This is a genomic window from Candidatus Brocadia sinica JPN1 (genome assembly GCF_000949635.1).
GTDB lineage: Bacteria > Planctomycetota > Brocadiia > Brocadiales > Brocadiaceae > Brocadia > Brocadia sinica.
Window position 1 is genome coordinate 1,174,905 of record NZ_BAFN01000001.1, and the last position, 21,806, is coordinate 1,196,710.

13 protein-coding genes are annotated in these 21,806 nt (G+C 43.9%); 4 read left to right on the forward strand and 9 right to left on the reverse strand.

What is annotated here, in order from left to right; translation table 11 throughout:
- Window positions 1–609: 609 nt before the first annotated feature.
- The gene (locus BROSI_RS05340; protein WP_052565655.1) at window positions 610–2,478 is read right to left on the reverse strand and encodes a proton-conducting transporter transmembrane domain-containing protein; all 1,869 of its coding nucleotides are present in this window, start codon (window positions 2,476–2,478) and stop codon (window positions 610–612) included.
- A gap of 240 nt (window positions 2,479–2,718) precedes the next feature.
- Window positions 2,719–5,217: a YbcC family protein gene (locus BROSI_RS05345; RefSeq protein WP_052562733.1), complete on the reverse strand. Its 2,499-nt coding sequence runs from the start codon at window positions 5,215–5,217 to the stop codon at window positions 2,719–2,721.
- 823 nt (window positions 5,218–6,040) lie between these two features.
- Between BROSI_RS05345 and BROSI_RS05355 the strand changes: the two genes are divergently transcribed.
- Together BROSI_RS05355 and BROSI_RS05360 are read left to right on the forward strand one after the other, a co-directional pair.
- On the forward strand, window positions 6,041–8,689 hold the full coding sequence (locus BROSI_RS05355; RefSeq protein WP_052562735.1) for a DUF2309 domain-containing protein: 2,649 nt from the start codon (window positions 6,041–6,043) through the stop codon (window positions 8,687–8,689).
- A 9-nt stretch (window positions 8,690–8,698) separates the two neighbouring features.
- A complete protein-coding gene (locus BROSI_RS05360; RefSeq protein ID WP_052562736.1) occupies window positions 8,699–10,696 on the forward strand; it encodes a proton-conducting transporter transmembrane domain-containing protein in 1,998 nt (665 codons plus the stop codon).
- 151 nt (window positions 10,697–10,847) lie between these two features.
- Here the strand turns inward: BROSI_RS05360 and BROSI_RS05365 are convergent, their stop codons facing one another.
- Window positions 10,848–13,904, reverse strand: a complete 3,057-nt coding sequence (locus tag BROSI_RS05365) for a radical SAM protein (protein WP_052562737.1) — start codon at window positions 13,902–13,904, stop codon at window positions 10,848–10,850.
- Between the two features lie 346 nt (window positions 13,905–14,250).
- Here BROSI_RS05365 and BROSI_RS05370 point away from each other — a divergent pair, with 346 nt between their 5' ends.
- Window positions 14,251–14,811 (forward strand): Uma2 family endonuclease, encoded by a 561-nt coding sequence (locus BROSI_RS05370; protein WP_052562738.1) that lies wholly within the window; start codon window positions 14,251–14,253, stop codon window positions 14,809–14,811.
- A 12-nt stretch (window positions 14,812–14,823) separates the two neighbouring features.
- Here BROSI_RS05370 and BROSI_RS19750 read toward each other — a convergent pair whose 3' ends face one another.
- Window positions 14,824–15,036: a DUF433 domain-containing protein gene (locus tag BROSI_RS19750; RefSeq protein ID WP_052565657.1), complete on the reverse strand. Its 213-nt coding sequence runs from the start codon at window positions 15,034–15,036 to the stop codon at window positions 14,824–14,826.
- Window positions 15,037–15,338: 302 nt separating this feature from the next.
- On the opposite strand from BROSI_RS19750, the gene udp reads away from it, so the two are divergent.
- A complete protein-coding gene (udp, locus tag BROSI_RS05380; protein WP_052562739.1) occupies window positions 15,339–16,106 on the forward strand; it encodes a uridine phosphorylase in 768 nt (255 codons plus the stop codon).
- A gap of 62 nt (window positions 16,107–16,168) precedes the next feature.
- Here udp and BROSI_RS05385 read toward each other — a convergent pair whose 3' ends face one another.
- The 5 genes from BROSI_RS05385 to BROSI_RS05405 all read right to left on the reverse strand — a co-directional run bounded on the left by BROSI_RS05385 (window position 16,169) and on the right by BROSI_RS05405 (window position 21,665).
- The gene (locus BROSI_RS05385) at window positions 16,169–17,317 is read right to left on the reverse strand and encodes a glycosyltransferase family 4 protein (RefSeq protein WP_052562740.1); all 1,149 of its coding nucleotides are present in this window, start codon (window positions 17,315–17,317) and stop codon (window positions 16,169–16,171) included.
- Window positions 17,308–18,132, reverse strand: a complete 825-nt coding sequence (locus BROSI_RS05390; RefSeq protein ID WP_052562741.1) for a glycosyltransferase family 2 protein — start codon at window positions 18,130–18,132, stop codon at window positions 17,308–17,310. The genes BROSI_RS05385 and BROSI_RS05390 overlap by 10 nt, the downstream gene beginning before the upstream one ends.
- Window positions 18,129–19,454: an O-antigen ligase family protein gene (locus tag BROSI_RS05395; RefSeq protein WP_052562742.1), complete on the reverse strand. Its 1,326-nt coding sequence runs from the start codon at window positions 19,452–19,454 to the stop codon at window positions 18,129–18,131. The genes BROSI_RS05390 and BROSI_RS05395 overlap by 4 nt, the downstream gene beginning before the upstream one ends.
- A gap of 14 nt (window positions 19,455–19,468) precedes the next feature.
- Window positions 19,469–20,440, reverse strand: coding sequence for a glycosyltransferase family 2 protein (locus BROSI_RS05400; protein ID WP_052562743.1), 972 nt, complete (start codon window positions 20,438–20,440; stop codon window positions 19,469–19,471).
- A gap of 109 nt (window positions 20,441–20,549) precedes the next feature.
- Window positions 20,550–21,665, reverse strand: coding sequence for a glycosyltransferase family 9 protein (locus tag BROSI_RS05405; RefSeq protein ID WP_052562744.1), 1,116 nt, complete (start codon window positions 21,663–21,665; stop codon window positions 20,550–20,552).
- Window positions 21,666–21,806 lie beyond the last annotated feature (141 nt).

Here is a 21,806-nt window from a genome sequence, read left to right on the forward strand (position 1 = left end):
TTTTTGGCATTTGTCCATCACTCTGACAGGGGTACATTTCCGTATTACGATAAATCCCCGTTCCCTACCCCATACAAATGTCTTTCAAACCCCTTTTTTAGAGATTTTTAAGAGATATCAAAATTTCTCCGGCATCGATACATCTGCAGATGGGGCATTTTTCTTTTGAAACAAGAGACCCGCGCTCTTTCAGCAGCGTAAATGCTTCCTTAAAAGAGCGAGATGTTATCTGCCAATTACCTCCATATTCTTTTAGATTCCCGCAAGCACAATATATTACTGGCTCAAACATGAGCGTTCACCTCTAAATGTATGTATGAAGTTATAAAGTTATCTTTGTAATAATACACCCTAAAAATGAAAAGTCAAAAGTCAAAAATTTCGATTCTTTCACGATTATATTCAATGATGGGAGAAGCAGATGGAATCGGTGCGGATAGCAGATTCAGAGGAAAGCGCAATCTCATTCGTTGCAATATTGAAACACGACACAATAGCTGCGAGAACGAATGAAACAAATTACCCACCCTTTGCCATCTCTAAAAACACAAGGCAAATAGGCTACCCGTAAGATCCAAAGCTAAGGACTCAAATTGTGCCGTCGATTGGTTACGATGACCGGTATGCCATTTCATAGACTGATTTTGAATGCGGACCGAGAAACACGCGCGCATACATCCGGATGAGGGAAAGTCCGTCAATGACATAGCTCAGCGAAACCATGATAGCTAATACGACCTGGTCTTCACGAATGTGGATAAAGATCAGGTCTTCTCCCACAAAGGTCGGTGAAATTGGGAAACCTGATGCCCCCAAACATGCCAGCAGAAAAACAAAGGCAAATTTTGGATGGCGGTACGAATGACCGTGAAACTGATCCATGTCAATGCTGCCTTCGTGAGAACGCAGCCACCAGAGAATGATAAACCCTACGATTCCAGCAATGACAATACCGCTTAAATAAAGGCGGTCCTCGTTGAAATAGAAGCGTTCATTGACGGAAATCGCCAGCGCAATCCAAAAGTGATGCATGATCACCAGCAGCCAGCTCATGCGCGCCAGTTTTCTTTCGGCGAATGATTTCAATACCATCATCAGGGCAATGGAACAAAACAGGTAAGGAAGAGATTTTTCGAAGGGTTCCCAAAGCAGTTCCCGGTAGTAAACAAGGGCTACACCTGCAAAATAAGCCGGGATACCGTAATAGACAACACGGTTTAAGGTAAGGAAATCCAGCCATTTCCCCAACCACTTTAATGGGTTCCACATATAGCGGTACATCAGGTTGTCAAGATTCCATTCTTTCAAGCAGAGCATGTAAATGGTGTATGCAGTCTTTCTGGAAAAGGAATCTTCAAAGGTGTGCTCGCGGGGTTTAAAGTTGTAAAACTGTTCCCGTATCAGATAACTCACCACCGAAGGAGAAACCAGGAGCTGGTACGCCCGCAGGAAGGCATTTCCGGCAAAGTGAACCAGGGCAACTTCCTCAAAACCGGCTGCTACTTCAATAAACATGATCCCGATTTGTGCGGCAGACGCATAAGCGATCTGGGTTTTTATTGTTGACTGTACCCGCGCAATACCCGTGGCAATGATACTGGTCGTTAACCCGATCACACCGATAACAATCCGAACGGCTAACTGATGCTCCCAAAAGGGAAATGTACGTAATAGCACAAAAACCCCTATGTGAACGGAAAGACTACCGTAAAAAATGGCACTGGATGGAGTGGGCCCTTCCATGGCGCGTGGCAACCACGAGGTAACCGGAAGTTGCGCCGACTTTGCTACTGCTGACATTAATATCGTCAAGGAGATAAACAGGCCCATGAGGGTGTTTGCTTGAAGATGTGCGCTTACCAATTCATGATTAAGCAACTGCAAAAAGGAGACATTTCCGTGCCACAGGTGATGGCTCAGCCACATGGCCAGTATTAGCCCCACGTCGCCGAGCCGGTAAACGGAAACTACTTTTACGGCATTTTTTGCAGGCAGATAGCGGTCACGGTAGAAGGCGATCAGCAGGAAGGAAGAGATACCAAGCATTTCCCACCCGATAAAAAGTGTTTCCAGATTACCGGAAAAAATGGTGATGTTATACCCCAGGTAAAATAAAAGAATCGTACTGAAAAACCTTTTATAACCTTCTTCGCGATGCAGGTAGTAGCGGCTGTAAGCAGCTACCTGGAAGAGGATGATATCGCCTACGATCAGATAGGTAGCTGTGACGTTGTCAAAATAAAAACTAAGAAAAAATGAATATTTGGAAGTCTGGTAGAGCACCCATCCAGGCAGGTTCAGGTAATGATGATGTTGCAAAAGCCAATATATAATAAATCCGGCAGCCGTCAGCAAATGCAAACCCACGGTGACAAAAGCTACCCAGGAAATGACCTTTTCGTTTTTCTTCGGAATTGACCAGCTTATCAAAAATCCTAGTATCGGGATGAGAATAAAATACGGAAGAAACATTGCCATGTCTCCCGTTTTATACATTGTCGCTAGATAAAACGATAAACTCTCATTCGGTATTTGAGATGATTGCATAGCTCCCTTCTCCGCGGAAAACATTCCGGACGAGATTCATGGTAGAAAATTCCCAATCGGTTACCTTGATACCCATTTGGTAAAGACCACAATTGCGTTCTGCACTGCCTTTTGTCCAATTGCTGGTTGTAACATACTATTGCTCTATTGCTTTGGCAGAAATACGTATAACTATTTCAATACGTAGACTGGTAAATTATCAATATTCTCTTCTATCAGCGGCGTTATGTCCGAAACCGTCTCGATTGTTTGCCTGAGTGGCTTATACGGAAAGAAAGCCCCATCCTTAAAACGGAAAAGTTCCTGCGTTTCAGGATTGATTGCAACGAGATGTACCCACTCATTGACAAACCATTCATAGGTTGCCGGTACCGTTTGGATTGTTTTCAGCACCACGTGGGGAAAATGCTCCACGATGACCAGGAGCCGGACGGGGTCATGCACTTCAATCATCTGGCTGGGAAGCCCCGGCCGCAAATCCCCGTCAGCGCCATTGGCGACGGCAAATAGTCCCATGACATTGTGGGGAAGTTTTGTCCCTGCTCCCAATTTCTGGTTATCAACCCGCGAGAAAAAATATTCAAGGTTAATGCCGCCGCACACGGGGGCAACGGCATTTAAAATATTGAGCAGATATTTTCCCTCCGGATCGACCCGGTAATCAAATGAGTTAAAAAATGCCCGCCTGTCCAAAAACAGGTGCGAGGTCAGTGACCTTCTGCCCACAACGCACAGGGCGTTCGTGGCATGGTTTAGCTCCGGGCGCGGTTCAAACAGAGATACCGAACGCCGGAGAATTTTTTTATGAATGGTTTTTGGTTTTTGTCTGGTATTAATGGAAACAAACCTTCTCGATCGTTCCTTGGCATTAAGGTCCAGTGCCTTTTCAAAGGTTTTCAGGTTGATTTGATGTCTTTTCTGGTTGCCAAGCGATAGAATGCCTTCATCAAAAAAGATAATTTCATCTCGGGTGGTATCATGCAGACCGCCCACAAACTGGGTCTCAGGCGGAATGGCAATTCCCCGCGTGCTCAGAATCTTTCTCACCCCGGAATGATTAAGGATATGGCACATAACGCGTGAGTTGGCAGAGCCGGCCTTTCCGGAACAAGCACCGCAATCATATGCTGCAAAGTGGGGATTGTTCACACTGCTCGCTCCATGTCCTAAGATATACACAATCGGGGAAAAATCTTTCACCAGTCCAATCATTTTCAGAAGCCCTTCAGCGCGGTTTGCCATCTCCTCAATGGTGTACCCTATTTGCAGGCCATTTTCCGTATCACCCGGATGGATATTTTCGATGGTGAGCTTTGAAAACTTGTCCATATGGCGGAAGGAATATGACGCAGCAGGTCCCATGGTTGGCCTGAAAATGTTGAAAAATAAACGAACTGCCGACCAGAACCCGATCGTATGGGCGATCAATGCTCCGCCAAAAAAAGAGTGGGCATGTTTAGAGAAATGCACATCCTTTTTCCGTTCGCTTTTGCTCTCGACCTGCTTGATTAAATGTTTGGGCGTCACAGGCCAGGGGCACAGCTTCGTATAAAACTTTCCTCCTTCGGGCTGGTAGAAAAACTCCGCACTAAAGAATCCGGGCGCACCGAAGGTTTCACTGTCGGGATCCAATTCTTCAACGTAACGACGGAACGAACATTCCCGGTCGTCAATGCAAAAAACCGCCTGGAAACTGGCGTAATGTATCTTCTTTACTTCTTGTTTTTTTGCAATGAGACCTGCGAGAACTTCATCATAATAGCTCCATTCAAACGCCTCCTGCCAAATCTGTCTCATTGCATGCAGCTCCCGTTCCGGAATCTCTGCGAATAGGTCAACAGGTTTTTCCGTAAGACTTTTGCAGAGCGGCTGCCAGTTTTTGCCAAAACGAAAATCGAGCGCATCTATTTCCAGCAGGAGTTCAAATATAATCAGTTCCTGGAGGGTAATTTTCTTTCGGTCCAGTAGGGTTTGTGGTATGTCCTCCACCAGGGAAGCCATCCCTGACCAGCCCTGGTGGGCAAACTGCTGGTCAAACAAGTATTGCTTATAGAGAGATTTATTTCCAATCAAGATGTCCAGCAACGCTTCGATTTTACAGTCGCTTTTCAGTAAAAGCCTTCTTGGCCAGTCTGTTCTGAAAAAGCTGGTGAAACTGAGTCGTTCCATTTCTCTGATTGAGGTGAGAAAGCCCTCATTCCGGACGGGAAAACTCCATATGGAAATGCCCTGGTCCAGATAACTGCAAAGGACACGGAAGAGCAGTGGATGCACCAGCGAATCCAGATCAATCTTATAATGCCTTTTCCAGTTGGCGCGCAAGGAACCTATCCGGGGTGACGGGAGTTCGCCGTATTGCTTGAAAATCGCATTCTCCTTCCATTCTTGCATAAGGGCAGGACTCTTTCGCTCGACAATAACTTTTTCAAGTATATCTTCCCGGATGCGGCCCGATTTGTAAAGGGAGCGGAATTCATCAATGGAGAAACTCACGCTATAACCAAAGATTTCTGAGGCGCGGCTGAGGCCGTTGTGAAATTTCAGATTCTGAAATGCATGTAACGTGTTGTGATGGATAAAGTCTTTTAAAGGATTCTGGACGGGTAAATAGTGCTTCAGCTCATGGATCACTGCGTGTTCATCGAAAGAAGAATCATGTGTTTTCGTCATGCTGGCAGGCAATTTTTTCGGTTTATAAGAAGATGAATAATGGCTAATTGAGACAGAAATACGTTTTTCAAGGTATCTATTCTAAAAAGGGCATTCCAATGAAAAATCGGGAAACGCATAGGGTAAAGAGAATCATAGTGTATTATTCTGATACCGTTCACCACAATTAAATTTCCTACTATAGCAAAAAAAGAAATAATTACAAGTTTTTTATGGGAATTGCAGGGTAAAGGTAACTGAGTGCAAGTGAAACTGTGCGATTAAACACAAAACGAATGAAATCTCCGCCTTTCTGACCCTCATTGGTCTGTATAAAGGCTATAAATCTTAATCTTCGACTACCTCGATTTTCTTTATGCCGGATAAACAGATCTAAATACATCAGAAGATTTTCAATTGAGTGAATCCGATTAATAGCCCGAATGGGGTATTGCCAAGCAATTTATCAAAAATAAAATATTTACTCAGAATAAACTTGCTTTTTAGAGAACAATCCCTATAATATTTCGCTTTTTTTAAATAGCACTTGCATTTCAAGATATTTTCTGTATCATATTTACCTGAGTTTACTGCGTAAAGTAGTTCATTGATAGTTAATCTGGGTGGGTTTTTCATTGAGACATTTCATTCCTCGTAGACACAGGTTATGCGATTTTTGGCTGCCATTACTGCCATACCATCATTTAGAAACGTCTAAATGAATTTATCATAAATGAGTAAATCTATCTCTATTGTTCCCCTTTACCAAATTCTGCGGGGAATTGTTTATCCTTAATTTTTTATTTTTTACTTATGGTGTTTTTCTCTTTCATCAGCGGAAACGATGTCTGACAAGATTAATCACGCAATCGAACACGCAAAGCACCTGATGCCTGATCAAGGCCCGCTTCCATTCTTTGTTCATCACAACACCATTCACCACTTTGAGGCATACGACTTTTTTGAAGGCGTCAAGCAGGCGGGGCGTGCGTATGGCGCCAAGGCCTTTATGTCCGAAGAGGAGTTTCACCTCGCGTTTGAACGGGGGCGCATCACCGCAAATGCCCTTCTCAAGAATATCCGGGAATATATTGAACGTCATCAGCTTGCGATTCAGCCTGAAATGCTGTTTGACCTCATGACGGAGAAGCCTCATACCCGTCCCACGCCGGACGTCCGGATCGTGCAGTTTGTAAAGAATACGGCTTATCAGCGGCCCGGCTATTACCGGGAGGCAATTCGAACTGCCCACAATATAGATATTGACGAATTGATGGGACCTATTTTCTTCAAGTTTATGGCATCCTATTTTGACTTTGGTCTTGCCTACTGGCCCATGCCGCACCGGGAGAAGGGGCTATGGCATTGCTTTTGTGACATTTACTCGAAGGGTGGTTTCTTAAGCACGAAATTTCTCAAAACCTTAAAACAAATCATCGCTTTGGTGAAGCAGTATCAATGCAGTGATGCCACGTCTTTTCTGATTAAAGTGCTGGCTATTCCCGATGAACATCTTGATGATTATATATTCCGTACCCTCTACCGGTACAAGGGATGGGCAGGCACCATAAAAGCGCTGGAAACCACGGTGGAGTGGGTCCCAAAGCATGATGTAAAAGCTGTGTTCGAGGAGGCCGTTTCCATCATTCTCGCGCTGGAGTTAGCCGCCATAGAATCCATACGTGAGATATCAACTTTTAAAATACCCGTCTATGAGCCGGAACCGTTGTATGACCCGTATTTTGTTGCTGCTATCGTGAATGCACTGGGTATTTACACGAGCGCTCCGTTTCCCAAAGAGGTTGCCCAGATCACCGATGAAAATCGCCAGGAGATTTGGCAGCGCGCCTATGAGGATACCTTTTACAACCAGTTCCTTTCCGCATACCGGCAGTGCGCCATTATCGAGAAACCACAGTACAGGCCCAGGAACTATCAGGTCCTCTGCTGCATCGACGACCGTGAAGAATCTTTCCGTCGCCATCTGGAGCAGATAGATCAGGGAGCAGAAACCCTTGGTGCGGCGGGTCATTTTGGCCTTGATATGAGATTTAAGGCGGCGCCGGAGAAGCACTACCGCAAGATGTGTCCTCATCCTTTGGTTAAGCCATCCGTGCAAATTTACGAAAAGGCGGTAAAGCCTGAAGATGCAATGCCCAAAAAACTCCAGTTCTACGGCAGAGTGCAGTGGGCGATTACGCAGGCGTCCAAGACCCTTTTCGGGAGTTTTGTTCACACGATTTTCAGCGGCCTGGTTAATCTCCTTCCCTATATAATGGATATCCTTTTTCCCCAGTACAGCTCCAGGCTGCGACGGTATCTGGCCGCCCAAGAACCCAAAACTCAGTTGATCTACAAAAAGGAAACCGGTGAAAACAAAAACGGGTGGAGCCTGGAAGACCGCATTGTCCGCGCTACGGCTATCCTCAAGGGCGCCGGATTTTCAGATAACTTTTCACCCTATGTATTTGTTCTGGGACATGGATCGAGTAGTCTTAATAACCCTCACGAGGCTGCTCATGATTGTGGGGCATGCGCCGGGGGACGCGGCGCGCCTAACGGACGTCTTTTTGCGACTATCTGCAACGAGCCGGAAGTGCGTGCCGGGCTGGCAAAAAATGGTGTAAACATCCCGGATTCAACAAGGTTCATCGGTGGATATCACAACACCTGCAGCGATGATGTTATCCTGTTCGATCTTCCCAACCCTATTGAGCCGCGCCTGAAAAAGTATATAAATGCCATTCGACGTGCGGCTGCGCTGGATGCAAAGGAGCGGTGCAGGCGCTTTGATGAAGTAAAAACGGAATTGTCAGAAGAGGCATTCGCCGATTATGCCCACGGACGGGCGATGGATTTTACCCAGCCGAGACCCGAGTACGGGCACTGCACCAATGCCATTGCTATCGTAGGTCCGCGGTATCTGACGAGAAACCTTTTCCTGGACAGGCGCTCCTTTTTGATTTCCTATAATTATACGGTTGATCCTGCCGGAAAATCCCTGAGAAACATCCTCGGAGCGGTTGGGCCGGTATGCTCGGGAATTAACCTTGAGTACTATTTTAGCTTCATTGATAACGAACATTACGGCTGCGGCACCAAATTGCCCCATAACATTACCTCACTGTTAGGGGTAATGAACGGACATCTCAGCGACCTGCAGCTGGGGCTGCCCTGGCAGATGGTTGAGGTACATGAGCCTGTCAGACTGATCCTGCTCGTTTGCTGTAAGGTGGAGATGATGGAAACCATCCTTGGAGAGACATTCGGATATACTGCCCAACCCGGACACTTTCAGTGTCTCGTAAAACACAACTGGATTACCCTTGCCGTTCACGATCAGGATCAGGAAAAGATATTCTTGTGGAAGGGCGGAAAAGAAGGCAGGTTCGAAGAGTTTGAAGAAACGGCGGATGTGCCTGTATACCAGGGTGACGATCCGCGGTTTTTCCTTGAACAGGAGCATCTCTTGTTTGGACACATTACTACCTAGGAGCGCCGTGTGGAAGAAACATCTCTGGTTCCCTATCTCATTTATTATTTCATACTGTCCCCGATTGCCAAGATATTTTTTGTAAATATCCACTATTTTACCAGCCAGCAGAAACGCAACGAATATTTAATTCGCAAGCTGGTCAAATGGGGAAACGTCACTGACTATATCCATGTCGCAGTTGCCCTGTATTTCCTTGGATTTCGTGAGGTTACGGTGCGGATCGAATCTTTCGGCTTCCTTGGCTGGCCATTCATTGTGCATTGGAACACCATCACGTTTGTCTTTCTGTCCTTTGCGACGATCATTATTGGAGTCATAGGCCACTTTTCCCTCTTTTACCTGCACCGCGATGCGTATTATCATAAATTCTTTTCCCTCTATTTCATCTTCCATCTGGCCATAAAACTTATCGTTCTCAGTTCAGACACCGTCTTTTTCTTTATGGGTTGGGAATTGCTGGGCTTTTCCTCAGTGCTTCTTATTGCTTTCTATGAACATCGTACCAATCCACTTAAAAATGCTATGCGGGTGCTGTTTATTTACGAGGCTGGCGATATCTTCCTGTTCGCTCTCATAGCGCTCCTTACCTTTTTACACACCGATGACATGGCCCGCCTCGCGGTGCTTCAGGAACGCAGCTACGCATGGGCAATGGTCTTGTTGATTATCGCATGCTTCTTTAAGTCCGGTATTTTTCCCTGGACATGGCTCCCGCGGGCGATGGAGGGCCCCACACCGTCTAGCGCTGCTTTCTACGGTTCATTGTCAACGCATATTCCCATCTTCCTTCTCTTGCGCTTCTGGCCCAGCGAGTGGTCTCTTCCCGCGTATTGGCCTGAAGTATGGACGATCTCGCATCCGGCAAATGCCATTGCCGCTGCTGTTGGCATTTGCGCATTTTCGGCCTTTATTACGACCCACATGAGCAGGCAGCATGCCGACGCAAAGAATACCATTGCATATGCCACCATGACACAGTTAGCCATTATCTACATCGAAATATTCTTTGGATTACGGACACTGGCGCTGGTTCACGTAGTGTCACATGGCATCTATCGCACCTTTGAATTCCTGCGCACCCCGTCATTGTTACATTTTTATCATACTATGGAGACACGGCTACCCCAAATGACCAACACCGGGAAACACTTCATCAGGCTGCTTCCCGAGTGGTTACGAACCTGGCTCTATGCGCTCTCGTTCAAAGAGTTCGGTTTTTTCCTGCGGACATTCGACTTTATTGACGGGTTTCTTGGTTTAAAATTCCTCCGCTTCGACGGGAAAACGGCGAGACGTTTTGCCGGTATCATTGCTGTGACATGGGTAGCCTTTAGTATCGTAATGTTTATTCTCGATAGAAACTTATTTAATCTGGAATCTGCTGCTTATGCCAGTGGAGATGCCGTTACGGCCTTCATTATCAATTGGAAATATGTTAACGCAAAAGATGAGATACTGTTTGCGTTGGCGGTTGGTTTCAACGTGCTAACGTTCTGCAATATTAGAAAAGTGGGGATGTTCTTTGTAACCCTTACATGCTCAGCGACCACGGTTGGAATAGAACACACCCTGCTCCTGTTGAGGCATCTGGACGCATCAAACCTGCTTTACGGAATTGCAATGACGGCCTTAGCTGTTGCCTTTGCGGGGCTTGCCTTCTACTCGGTATACCGTTTTACAACTGGCAGTGAGGGTTCTGCAAGCTACACCGCAAGGCTTTCCCGTTCGCCCCTTGCGAATTTATTGCTGTTTATAGCCGGTCTTTCCATTGTAGGCGTGCCTGGACTAGGCATCGTCCTGGCATGGGAATACCTTCTTCACTATACGTCACTGGTTGCGCCGTTTATGGTGATAAAGGGATTTTTTATCGTTAAATTAGACACTCTGCTGGTCTTCCTCTTTTACTTCAGCAACTTCCTTGGCTTCCCCGAACACAAGGTACAGGTGTTGCATCATTACAAACTCGATACCCTGCACTTGCGCTGGGCACAGAAACACACATAGCATGCCTCATTTTTAACTTACATGGGGATCCGGCGAGAGAACCGGTGGACTTCATGTAAACATTGGGATTTCATGTGGAAAAGTGGAGAATATCCGAATTCCTGCTTTCGCAGGAATGAGAGCCGAGTTTTTTCGTTACCATCCATTGGCATTACATCATTTTCCTGTCAATGCTGCAAACAAGGCATCGGTGTTCTCCAAAGGGTTGACCAAAGAGAAACGTTTCACTGATAGAGTCGTTACACGACGCACATCTTTCAACATTTTGCAAAACAGGATTTTTCCCGTAATATCCCAGGGCCTCTATCTGCGTACGAACGATTTCCTTTTTCCTCCCGAATCCGTAGCAAGTCATTAAAAATTCCTGGATATGAAAACGTTTTGATACTACCATGAAAATTGAAAATTCGGCATCCGGCTCTTTCATTTGCTGGGTTTTGTAAATCCTCGCATACAGGACAACGGCATTCTTTTTATATCTTGTATCTACCTTGAATATCGTCTGACCTTCCCTTTTTAACAACGTATGCTTTACATAATTTGCGTGAAGGTATTCTCCCAGTTTTTGCTGTAGAAAAGATGCTGTAAATTCTTTCGTGAAACATATCTTATAAAGGATATAGTGCACATCCGGCATATCACCAGGATCTAAAACAAATTCCTTGATCCTGAATCCACGACAATATGTCTGTATTCCAGTGAGCTTTTGGGAAAGAGTCCCATTATTCAGCAGGTCTTTTGTTCTGTCGTTTGATAAAAAAGCCAGGTGATAAACATTGATACCATGAGTAAAATCAACCGCGGCCTTTTCTTCTCCAAAATCTCTTAAATGTGTAAACAATGATTGATAATAGGATACAACTTCGGGCATGGCAAGCATAAGGGCACGTGCAATGGCCACTCCTATAAATCGTTTTTGAACTAAACGCAGGGTGGGCTCGACCTCCACAACAGCTCTTAATATGAGCAAGTTTTGTTTGCTTTTTGCAATTTTGTAAAGTTCTTCCAAAAGAAAGGGTTGAGAAATCGTATGGTGTGTGATCTTTTTTCTCTGGGCAGCCGTTGGGCAAGCCCCGCATCCCAGGCATTGTGCTTCGACCTGTGGACGACCCAGGCAGTACTCACGCTCGGTAAAATGGATTGAACGCTCATATTCTTCCCACAAAAATTTCTTGGAAATGCCCAAATCGATATCATCCCAGGGGAAAATTGTGTCTTTCCCCTTTGCACGAAAGTAATTTTCTTCGGATAATCCCAATTCCATCAGATAATTCCGCCAATTCCTGAGTATCTGTTTGGGTATGGTATTATAGTAGACAAAACTATCCGTAAGGGATGAGCGGATAAGGGCGGACGTTAGCCTTCTATCGCCCATTGCCAGCAGTTGCGTCAGCCATATCTCTTCATGTGATGCGCTTTCCCGGAATTCCATGCCATTCAATTTACAGATACGCTCGATTTCCCTTCGCATCTGCTTTTTCTCTTCAATAGCCGTTAAACACTCATGGAATTGCAGAGGTGTATACGGTGGATAATAGAGGGGCGTCAGGCTAAAGATAATGCGTACGTTGCTATCCAACATACTTTTCAAATCCCCAATATGCTTTACAAATCTCCCAAATTCCCCAAAATCTTCCGCTTGTTCCAATCCTGTGCTAATTAAAAATATCTTCAGTTCTCTGATGCCCCTCTCAAACAAGAACTCGCAGGCCTTATAGATCTGTTCTTCCGTAAGATTCTTGTGCAGGTAACGTCGTAGACGCTCGCTGATACCTTCCATTCCACAGCTAACCGTTGTCTTTCCGATTATCTGTTGTACCCCGACAAGGAACCGGTCGGTGGACAGCAAATCAAACCGCTGGCTCTTGAGGCTGACGCTGGCCATTTCCCTATAAAATGATAGGATCATGGGATACAGTTCCGCATGGGTGTTGAAGTTAAAACTCAGGAGATTGACGGTATCAAGTCCTTGCTGTGCTTTTGCTGCCTTCATCGATTCCAAAAGCTTCGATAATGACCGTTCCCGGTACGGTTTTCTCTCCCAGCTTTCAGCGCAGAAGGCACAAAAGCATGGGCATCCGTTACTGATTTGCAAACTTCCGATACCGAGGCTTTCTGTCTCGTACCACAGGGGACCTGATTCCAGCGTTCTCGCCTGATCAAGATCATAGACGGTCGCACTTTTTACCGGATATGAAACATAAGGTTCTTTCGGTTTAACTTCTACTAAAACACTTTCCTCTGAAAAGAGATTCTTTACTGCCTCTTTGCGGGGTGGATATGGGAATATGTTTTGATTTACCCCCCCTACGTTCCCCCCTTGCGAAGGGGGGGATAGAGTGGGGGTATTTTCATCTCCCAGATCGGAATCAAGGGAGGACTTTTTTGTGAATCTTTGGTCAACGTGGGTTTCTTTTTGTTCGCTACATATTTTTTCTGGTATCGTTTGTATCTCTGGTGGATTCTGCACAACCACTTTATACCGATGCTCGTATTTATCCGGTTCGTAGAATCCATCAACCTTTCCATGACATGTATTGAGAATTTCAGTTTTACGGAGTCCCTGCGCCTTCCCTTTTTTCACAATTTCCAGAAATTGTTTTATGGAATATTCTCCTTCACCAATAAACACGGCATCTACAAGACCATGATTATTTTCAAATCCCTGCTCTTTAATAGGTCCGTGCAGTACTGAAGTGACTGCCGAACTGGCGCCCCCCAGCACAATAAGCGGGATGTCCTGACATATCATGCGTTCGTTTTTAAAGAGAGGGATGCCCGAAAAATGAAGAAGTTTCGGGAGGTTCAGCAATTCCAGTACAAAGGAGTTGCTAATACCAAGGACATCGAACGAACAGGGAGGTTCTTTCGTGGTGGTACCTACCCAAAGGGGAATTTTCGAGGCAGTCATCACCTCCAGATCTTTAGGGGGCGGGAGGAATGCAAAATCCGTGAAAACGCCTTCAACCTCTTGTGCAATCTGGGCTATCAGTGGGTGAGAGATAGAAATGGATACATCACGATATGTTGACAGCCTGCAAATCAGAAATCGTAGCCCTGCCTCATGAAACAAGGCAGGGTCCATGGTATTGGGTTCTCCCCCCCTTAACCATAATCCAGCCAGTGAAAGTAAGTGATAATTATTTTCATACCATTGCCTGATCTCCTGTGAAGATTTCAGGCAATCATAAGGTTTGATATTAATCATATTTATTTTTTAGAAATGCATGAGCGAAACGTGCTATCGCCTGTGCATTGTAATTGCAGTATACTTTGAAGAATATTATAATATATAAATAGGAACTTTTATTTATTATACATAAAATTTCCAAATTAACCACAGCGCTGCGAAGCCACAACCAAAAAGATTTTAACCACGAAGAACACGAAGTTCACGAAAAAAACCTGAAAAGGTAGATTTTATAAATTCTGTATTGCAGTGAACACGTAGTGTAACAAGAAAAAATTGTAAGGGCGAACGGTCTTTCACCCTAACAGTGCGCGCTGTGGCCTGAAGTAGCTGGAGTTCTGATTTAAGTCCGGGAGGTCTGAATATGACATCAATTACTGATAAAAAAAGGTATACCTATAAAGATTATCTCAATATGCCAGACGATAAGAGATATGAATTGATAGGAGGTGAACTAATACTGATGGCACCATCGCCGATTCCTTATCATCAATGGATATCAAAAAATATAGAGTATGAAATAGAACGCTTTGTGAGAGAAAAGAAGCTCGGCAGGGTGTTTGATGCCCCGTGTGATGTCTATCTTGATGAGGAAAATGTCGTCCAGCCCGACATCCTTTTCATTTCTCAAGAAAGAACCCATATTATTGGCAAAAACAATATTCAGGGTGCCCCTGACCTTGTGATTGAAATACTTTCAGAATCTACCGCATATAACGATTTAATGAAAAAAAAGAGACTCTATGCAAAATTTGGAGTTAAAGAATACTGGATTGTTGACCCTGAAGGAAAAACGATAGAAATATATTGTCTGAAAGAAGGGGTACTTGTACCTGTAAAAAGCTTTTCTGAAAACAATGAGCTGGAGTCATCGCTGCTTCCAGGGTTAAAGATAAGACTTTCTCCGGTTTTTGCTTTTCTATAAAAAGCAAAAACTTTATAGTACTGATTTTTCAGTAGCCAGATATGCTGCGTACTCTAAACAGGCAATTATATCTTTCTTCTGAATGCGGGGAAGCTGTTTCACGATTGTGGCGCAATCTTTCCCTGCAGCAATGTGACTTAATATTATACGTATAGGGATGCGGGTTCCCTTGATACAGGGTTCACCACCACAAACCTGAGGATCGGACGTAATGCGTTCAGTCATTATTTTTCCCAAATTGTGTTTTTTATAATGTGATAATAATTCATTTACTTTTGGATATTTTGAGCATGTATCACTATTAAATCGATTGTTATAAACAAAATTACGGAATTCCTCTTTTTGTTTAGGCGACAAAGAATTATATAACCTAAATCCTGCAACAAGGCTAAGCCTTGTTGCAGGATTTAGGAAGAATATAATTTGAGAGGTACTTAATACCGCATTTAGCTGCCAATCGGACCGTTTTAATATATTTATCCTTTAGACTAAACCTATCAAAAGCAATTCTTAAAGGTTTTAATGGTATGAACTCCGTATATCACTTAGATCTTGATAGCGAAAAGATACAAGGCGCAAAAATTGCATTACTGCCCGGCGACCCTTTCAGGTCACAGGTTATTGCGGAGACAATTTCCGGGATTTACGGAACGTACAACAGAAAATTAGCATGGAAAAGGGAGTTTTGTACATATCTTGCTGAGATAAAAGGCAAACGGCTTCTTATTACTTCAACGGGTATTGGTGGTCCCTCTGCATCCATAGCAATTGATGAGCTGGCACAACTGGGAATTGACACATTCATTCGGGTGGGAACAACGGGCGCCATTCAAGAGCATATCAATATTGGAGATGTTATTATCACCTCTGGTTCTGTGCGTCTTGACGGGGCATCAACTCATTATGCGCCCATTGAATATCCCGCAGTTGCCCATTATGAGATTCTCAATGCCCTTGTTGAAGGTGCAAAAAAAGCAACAGTGCGATATCATGTGGGTGTAACAGCGTCTTCAGATACATTTTATCCCGGTGAGGAGCGATACGATTCATTCTCAAAATATGTACTCAGAAGATTTCAGGGAGCAACGAAAGAATGGCAGAGACTGCATGTGTTAAATTATGAGATGGAATCATCAACTATCTTAACTCTTACGGCTTCCTTGGGTCTCAGAGGGGGGTGTATAACAGGTGTGGTGAACGAGGGTGGCACAGGGAAGATAACAAAAGAGTCGCTTAAGGCTGGGGAGGAAAACGTGATAAAGGTTGCCATAGCCGCTGTAGAGTGCTTGATATAGTATTTCGAGTTACTCTTTTTGATTGCGGCATAGCACATAGTGAATTATAATAGAGCCAATTGCTATCCCTTCCCAAAGCGCTTAGAGTATGTTGCCTGATAAAGGTCTCCAATTCGCTTCGTCATTTTTTCTGCAGTAAAGTTATCAGATATCGTGGTTTTCATAGAAGCTGAAAGGTAGTTTCTTAGTCCGGTATCTTCGATCAGTCTCATCATTGCAGCCGCAAGGGCATTCGGGTCTTTTGCCGGCACCAAGAGCGCATTTTTTTCGTTAACCAAAATGTCTGCTATGCCATCAATGTTCGTGGCAATCACGGGTTTTCCGGCTGCACCTGCCTCCAGGATTGAGATGGGTTGTCCCTCCCATAAAGATGACAAAACAAAGACATCTATGGCAGGCAAAAGCTCATGAACATCCGTTCTTGCACCGAAAAAGTGAACCGAGCCATGAATATCCAATTCCTGCGCTAGTTTTTCCAACTCGCATTTAAGTTCACCTTCTCCGATAATCCATAGCCGGGCGTGAGGTTGCCTGCTCTTTACTGCCTGAAATGCCTCAAGAAGATAACGTTGTCCCTTTTGCATATGAAGACGTCCCACGTTTCCAAACACTATGGCGGATCCGTCAAGTCCGTATTGAGTTCTCAATGCTTTTCTTTCCTTGAGATTCTGGAATCTTTTTATCTCAATTCCATTGTGAATTATGACGCCTTTCTTTTTGCTTACGATTCCTGCCTCTAACCCTTTCCGGTAATCGGATGGGCAAACGCAAATGACCTTGTCGGTCAGGCAGAGAAGAAGTCGGTCTATCACCCGCAAATGGCGGGGGAATGCATGGTTTTTACTCAGGTAATGCATGCCGTGATAACTATGGATACGCCCAATGGGTCTGCCCGCAACAAAGGCACCTATTCGTCCCCAAAAACCAGCCGTACCGCCGTGGGTATGGAGGATATCAAAATTTGACCGGCGAAACATTTGTGCAACTTCACGAAGGGTTTTCAAACTAATATGATTATCCATGGAGACGGAAATGGTATCGATGTCCAGCTTGCCGGCTTCATCTACCAGAAAACCTTGACCTTTACATGCTATACCGACTTCAAATTTCCCACGGTCAAGATACTTTGCAAGCATCAACACGTGAACTTGACCGCCACCAATGCTTGCATCATCAATCATTTCCAAAACACGGATTTTCTTTACAGACATTGCAGCTTTCCCGTTGCGCGGAGATACAATCGGAGTATTTCAGACTGTAACCATCCCAGGTGCTTGTGATAGTAGTAGATCTGGCTGGTGCGATAGAATTCGTTGATTTTTTGCTTATCAACAGTACCGGAGCTTCCCGCGAGCAAGTGGACAATAGATGTCAATGGGTAGTACATAATTTGCCATCCGGATAAGCTGATCCGTTTGCAGAGATCTTTATCTTCGAAGTACATGAATATCTTTTCATCGAAGCCGTTGACCTGCACAAAGGCCTTTTGACGAACCATGAAGCATGCGCCGGTTAACCAACCAACGGCCTTTGTTTTGTTAAATCGCCGCTCCAATAAAGGGCACATAACTGTGTGCCATCTGCGAGCGAGGGAATATATAATTTTGTCAAAAAATTCTCCCAAAAGGTTGGGGAGCCGGCCAGCGGAAAGCTGGAAGTATCTATCCTCAAAAAGGATCTTGGGACCCACTGCCCCAACCTCCGGATATGTATCAAGAAAACCTGCTAGTACTTTGATTGAATTCTCAAAAAGAATCGTATCTGTATTGAGAAACAAAAGATATGTACCTTTTGCCAGGCTCGCGCCAAGGTTGTTTCCCCGGCTGAAGCCAAGATTTCCTGAACTTTCGATAAGTTGAGCGGTGGGAAACTCCGAACGGACAACCTGCCTGCTGTTATCAGAAGATGCATTATCAACAACAATAATCTCGAAGGAAATTTCCTTTGTTTGTTCGTAAATCGATTTCAAACACTGCCGGAGAAGCACAGCGGAATTGTAATTTACCAGAATAACGGATACCTTCATACTTCTTTATTATAGCAATTATTTGTTTGTTCACAGTTTGACGCATGATGAATAACAACGAATAATATTCCAATGATATGCCAGAGAAACAGCGCATCGGGTTTCTTCCAGAAGCTATCGGTAAAACCGTGCAAAAAGATGGAAATGAGACTTGCCGCGATACCCATCAAAAGCGCCTTTTCATATTCTGATCTTGAAAGCCGCCATGATCTTATCGCTGTATAAAATACCATTGCAAACAGCCACAGGAATGTCAGCAAACCAAGGATACCTGATTCTACCAGGAGATGAAGAAAGACATTATGCGGATGGGATAATCTTTCAATATTCTTTATTCTGGCCTTTCTTTTGACCTTTGTTTCCTGGGATTGGCCAACCGTTTCGTTTTTTTGCTGTTTTTCCGTATTTCTTATTTTTTCTGCGTACTGTTGATATACGTCTCGAAAATTCCTTTTGCCTGGCCCTATGCCTAACACAGGATGATCTTTAACTATGGCGATTGATGCCTTCCAGCATAACAACCGTTCGCCCAGGATTTCTTCGGATGTGAAAAATTTATTAACCTGTGCAACGGTTTTTACCTGCGTGATAAACCTGGAGGGTAAGATGAAGATACATAAGGTACACATGCCAATCAATAGAAATATCAGGTACCTCTTTTGAGCGGCAAAACAGATAAAAAACGTTGTAACTAAAATAGCCACCCAGCTTGTCCTGTTCATGGTTAAGATTAAAGAAAAGCTGCATAGGAAAATGAGAACGGTTACACACAGGCGGCTTACTCTCTTTTTGTAATAGAAAAATAAGCAGACAGCAATAGGCAATACTAACGATATATATTTTGCAATCCGGGAATGATATTCAAAGGTGGCCACAAGTCTTTCGTCACGGATAGCTATTCCCGTGTAATATCCATACAATCCGTATGTGCACACGAGGCCACAGGTAATGAGCATGGCTGTTACGATGCGTTTTATCTGCTCCTGACTTTGAATGGTATTCACCATGCAAAAAAAGATAATAAAGTATGTGAGATAATCATGGAATATCGTTCCAAGGCTGTATTGGATACGAACCGAATGAAATGAGGCCGCCAACGAACACAAAAGGAATGAAAAGATAGGCACTGTGAGCTCTGTTTTCATGAAAAGCACCTTCTTTTCGGACAGCATCTTCGCCGTCCAGCACCCGATAACAGTCAAAAGGCACAATAATTTCAGGATATCTGCACTGAATGGAAAAAAAGAGATGACAAAAAAATAAGCAATAAAAGTATACTCTGCAATGAGGCTTGTATAGGATGTAATATGCTTATTATCCATGATGAATTCTTAAATTAGTTTTTCTTATCTCTTTTTTTACCAGGTTTTAAACCCATCCAATCAGGGCATAAGAAAAGATGCCACAGAAAAAGCTTCGTGTATATTGATAGCCGATAGCGCAATTTTTCATTTTGAAAGAATACGAACACATTGCCAATGATATTTGTGGCTAAATTCAGAGTAATTTTTGCCAGATAGAATGTCCGAAGCATGATATACGAAAAGGCGGACCTGTTTTTCCTGAAAAAAGTATACAGCGAACGGCAATACTCTACCTGTGATTGCCATGGCGCCCTCTTCTTGCTCTGTCCTCCCAGATGAATGACCCTGGCATCCGGTACATGATACACCTTCCAACCTCCCTTTTGCATGCGATAGCACCAATCGGTTTCCTCGAGAAAAAAGAAGTAATCTTCATTCAATTTCCCAACATCCTCTATTGCCTTGTTCCTTATCATCATACATGCTCCAATAACTGATTCCACCTCTACAGGTTGTGTTGCCTGCATCTTTTTACTGGGATATCTCTTAGGAAAGAGCCACCGCAATACACTTTTATTGAAAAGTTCTGTTGCCAGGGTAGGATGATTATCATAGCTATGCTGCCTTGTGCCATCAGGTTTTTGCAGTTGTGCGCCAACGATTCCAGTGTCTTTATGCTGTTCCATGAATGAATACATTGCCTGTATGGCGCCTTTCTGTAAGAGAGTGTCAGTGTTGAGCAATACACTATAGGTATATCTGGCGACATTTTTCTCCAATGCCTGGTTCACAGCGGCAGCAAATCCCCTGTTCTCCCGGTTTTCTATGACGAAAATCTGCGGAAATTGGTTATGCAAGGCTTTTACACTGTCATCCCCGGAACCATTATCGACTACAGATATTCGGTAACTCAGACCGGTAACCGTTGTATAAATTGAGTCTATGCAATGTATTAATAGATCCCTGGTATTCCAGTTTACAATGATAAAATTCAGGGCAATCATAGAAAAAAGTGAAAAATGGAAATTAAGCTTTACAGCCGCAGGATAACCTGATCATCGAAACAGCAACATTGAAATGCAAACATTTTTCATTTTAACCACATTTGGTGAATCAGAAAAGTGAGATGTTACATAACTCTTCATCAGCAACTTTCAGGACATCTTCAACCAGGATTCCTTCAGAATTGTAAATGATTTGCGCAATATCCGGCGGGGGACCCCAGCGGTTAAAATTACGCTTGAGAAATAGTGCAATGGTACGCACACCCAATGCACAGGAAAGGTGCATCGGGCCACTATCACAAGTAATGAAGAGATTGCAATGTGAAACCATAGATGCAAACGTTCTCAATGAAGGTTCAAGGATGAGGGGGACATCCTTACCCAATGATTGTCCAAAAAACCCCATCAATTTTTTTTCATCAGGCCCAAAAAAAACGATAACGTGTATTCCCTGAGCACGAAGGGTTGTAATCAGTTTCAGGAAATTCTCCGCAGGCCATTTTTTCCCTTTCGATTTCCTGCCACCAACAAAAACCCCAACAACAGGAACCTGATTCACTCCAATCAATGCCGTTACTTTCCTCTTCCCTTCATCCCTTTCTTCGGAAGACAATATCAGTTGTGGAAATACCTGTTGTGTTTCCATTCTCATGGCATGGAAAAATACCGGCAGGACTTTATACTTGTTGTTTTCCGCCGGCCTCGGAATGGAAATGTTAAACCAACGGTCCCATTTCCCCTGAGATCCGGCGCGAAAGCGCGCCCCGGAAAATCCCACGATAAATGAACTCGTCATTGACTGTGAACAACTCACATCAACTGCCAGATCATACTTCATGGATCTGATTTTACTCACGAGAGAGAAATAAGCCCATAAAATACCCGGGAAACGGCGGGTTATGCTATAGTGGTGATCAATAGGCAGATGTTTATAAAGTAATCCTGATGCAGGAGACCCAACAAAATCAATAGTGGCATGGGGGAAATTTTTCCGGAATATATTTATGGCCGGTATTGCAAGGATGGCATTTCCTATGCGAAAGTTGGCACGCGCCAGCAAGATCTTTTTTATTTGTTCTTTTGGAAGATTGATTTGCTCCTTCTTTACCTCGCGCGGGAACAGGTTTGTCGTCCTCATAATCAGATGGCGGATTTTCTTATTCAAAAAATATGGGAGTGGATGCTTCAGCAGACCTTCCCTACTCTCTTTCTTTGTTTTAACCATATATTTCTAACTATTTATCGTGAATAACAAAGTAACTTGATTATATAGAAATTTTTATTTATGCGATTTTTATGGCGATAAGAGCATAAAAATCCCCCCAAGAAAAGGGTGACAGCGGGGGTTGTATATAGCACTCATTCG

Coding starts and splice junctions, on each gene's coding strand:
- BROSI_RS05395 (WP_052562742.1), bottom strand. CDS start 19,454: ATGGATAATAAGCATATTACATCCTATACAAGCCTCATTGCAGAGTAT.
- BROSI_RS05355 (WP_052562735.1), top strand. CDS start 6,041: ATGTCTGACAAGATTAATCACGCAATCGAACACGCAAAGCACCTGATG.
- BROSI_RS05390 (WP_052562741.1), bottom strand. CDS start 18,132: ATGAAGGTATCCGTTATTCTGGTAAATTACAATTCCGCTGTGCTTCTC.
- BROSI_RS05405 (WP_052562744.1), bottom strand. CDS start 21,665: ATGGTTAAAACAAAGAAAGAGAGTAGGGAAGGTCTGCTGAAGCATCCA.
- BROSI_RS05365 (WP_052562737.1), bottom strand. CDS start 13,904: ATGATTAATATCAAACCTTATGATTGCCTGAAATCTTCACAGGAGATC.
- BROSI_RS05345 (WP_052562733.1), bottom strand. CDS start 5,217: ATGACGAAAACACATGATTCTTCTTTCGATGAACACGCAGTGATCCAT.
- BROSI_RS05340 (WP_052565655.1), bottom strand. CDS start 2,478: ATGGCAATGTTTCTTCCGTATTTTATTCTCATCCCGATACTAGGATTT.
- BROSI_RS05385 (WP_052562740.1), bottom strand. CDS start 17,317: ATGTCTGTAAAGAAAATCCGTGTTTTGGAAATGATTGATGATGCAAGC.
- BROSI_RS19750 (WP_052565657.1), bottom strand. CDS start 15,036: ATGACTGAACGCATTACGTCCGATCCTCAGGTTTGTGGTGGTGAACCC.
- BROSI_RS05400 (WP_052562743.1), bottom strand. CDS start 20,440: ATGATTGCCCTGAATTTTATCATTGTAAACTGGAATACCAGGGATCTA.
- udp (WP_052562739.1), top strand. CDS start 15,339: ATGAACTCCGTATATCACTTAGATCTTGATAGCGAAAAGATACAAGGC.
- BROSI_RS05370 (WP_052562738.1), top strand. CDS start 14,251: ATGACATCAATTACTGATAAAAAAAGGTATACCTATAAAGATTATCTC.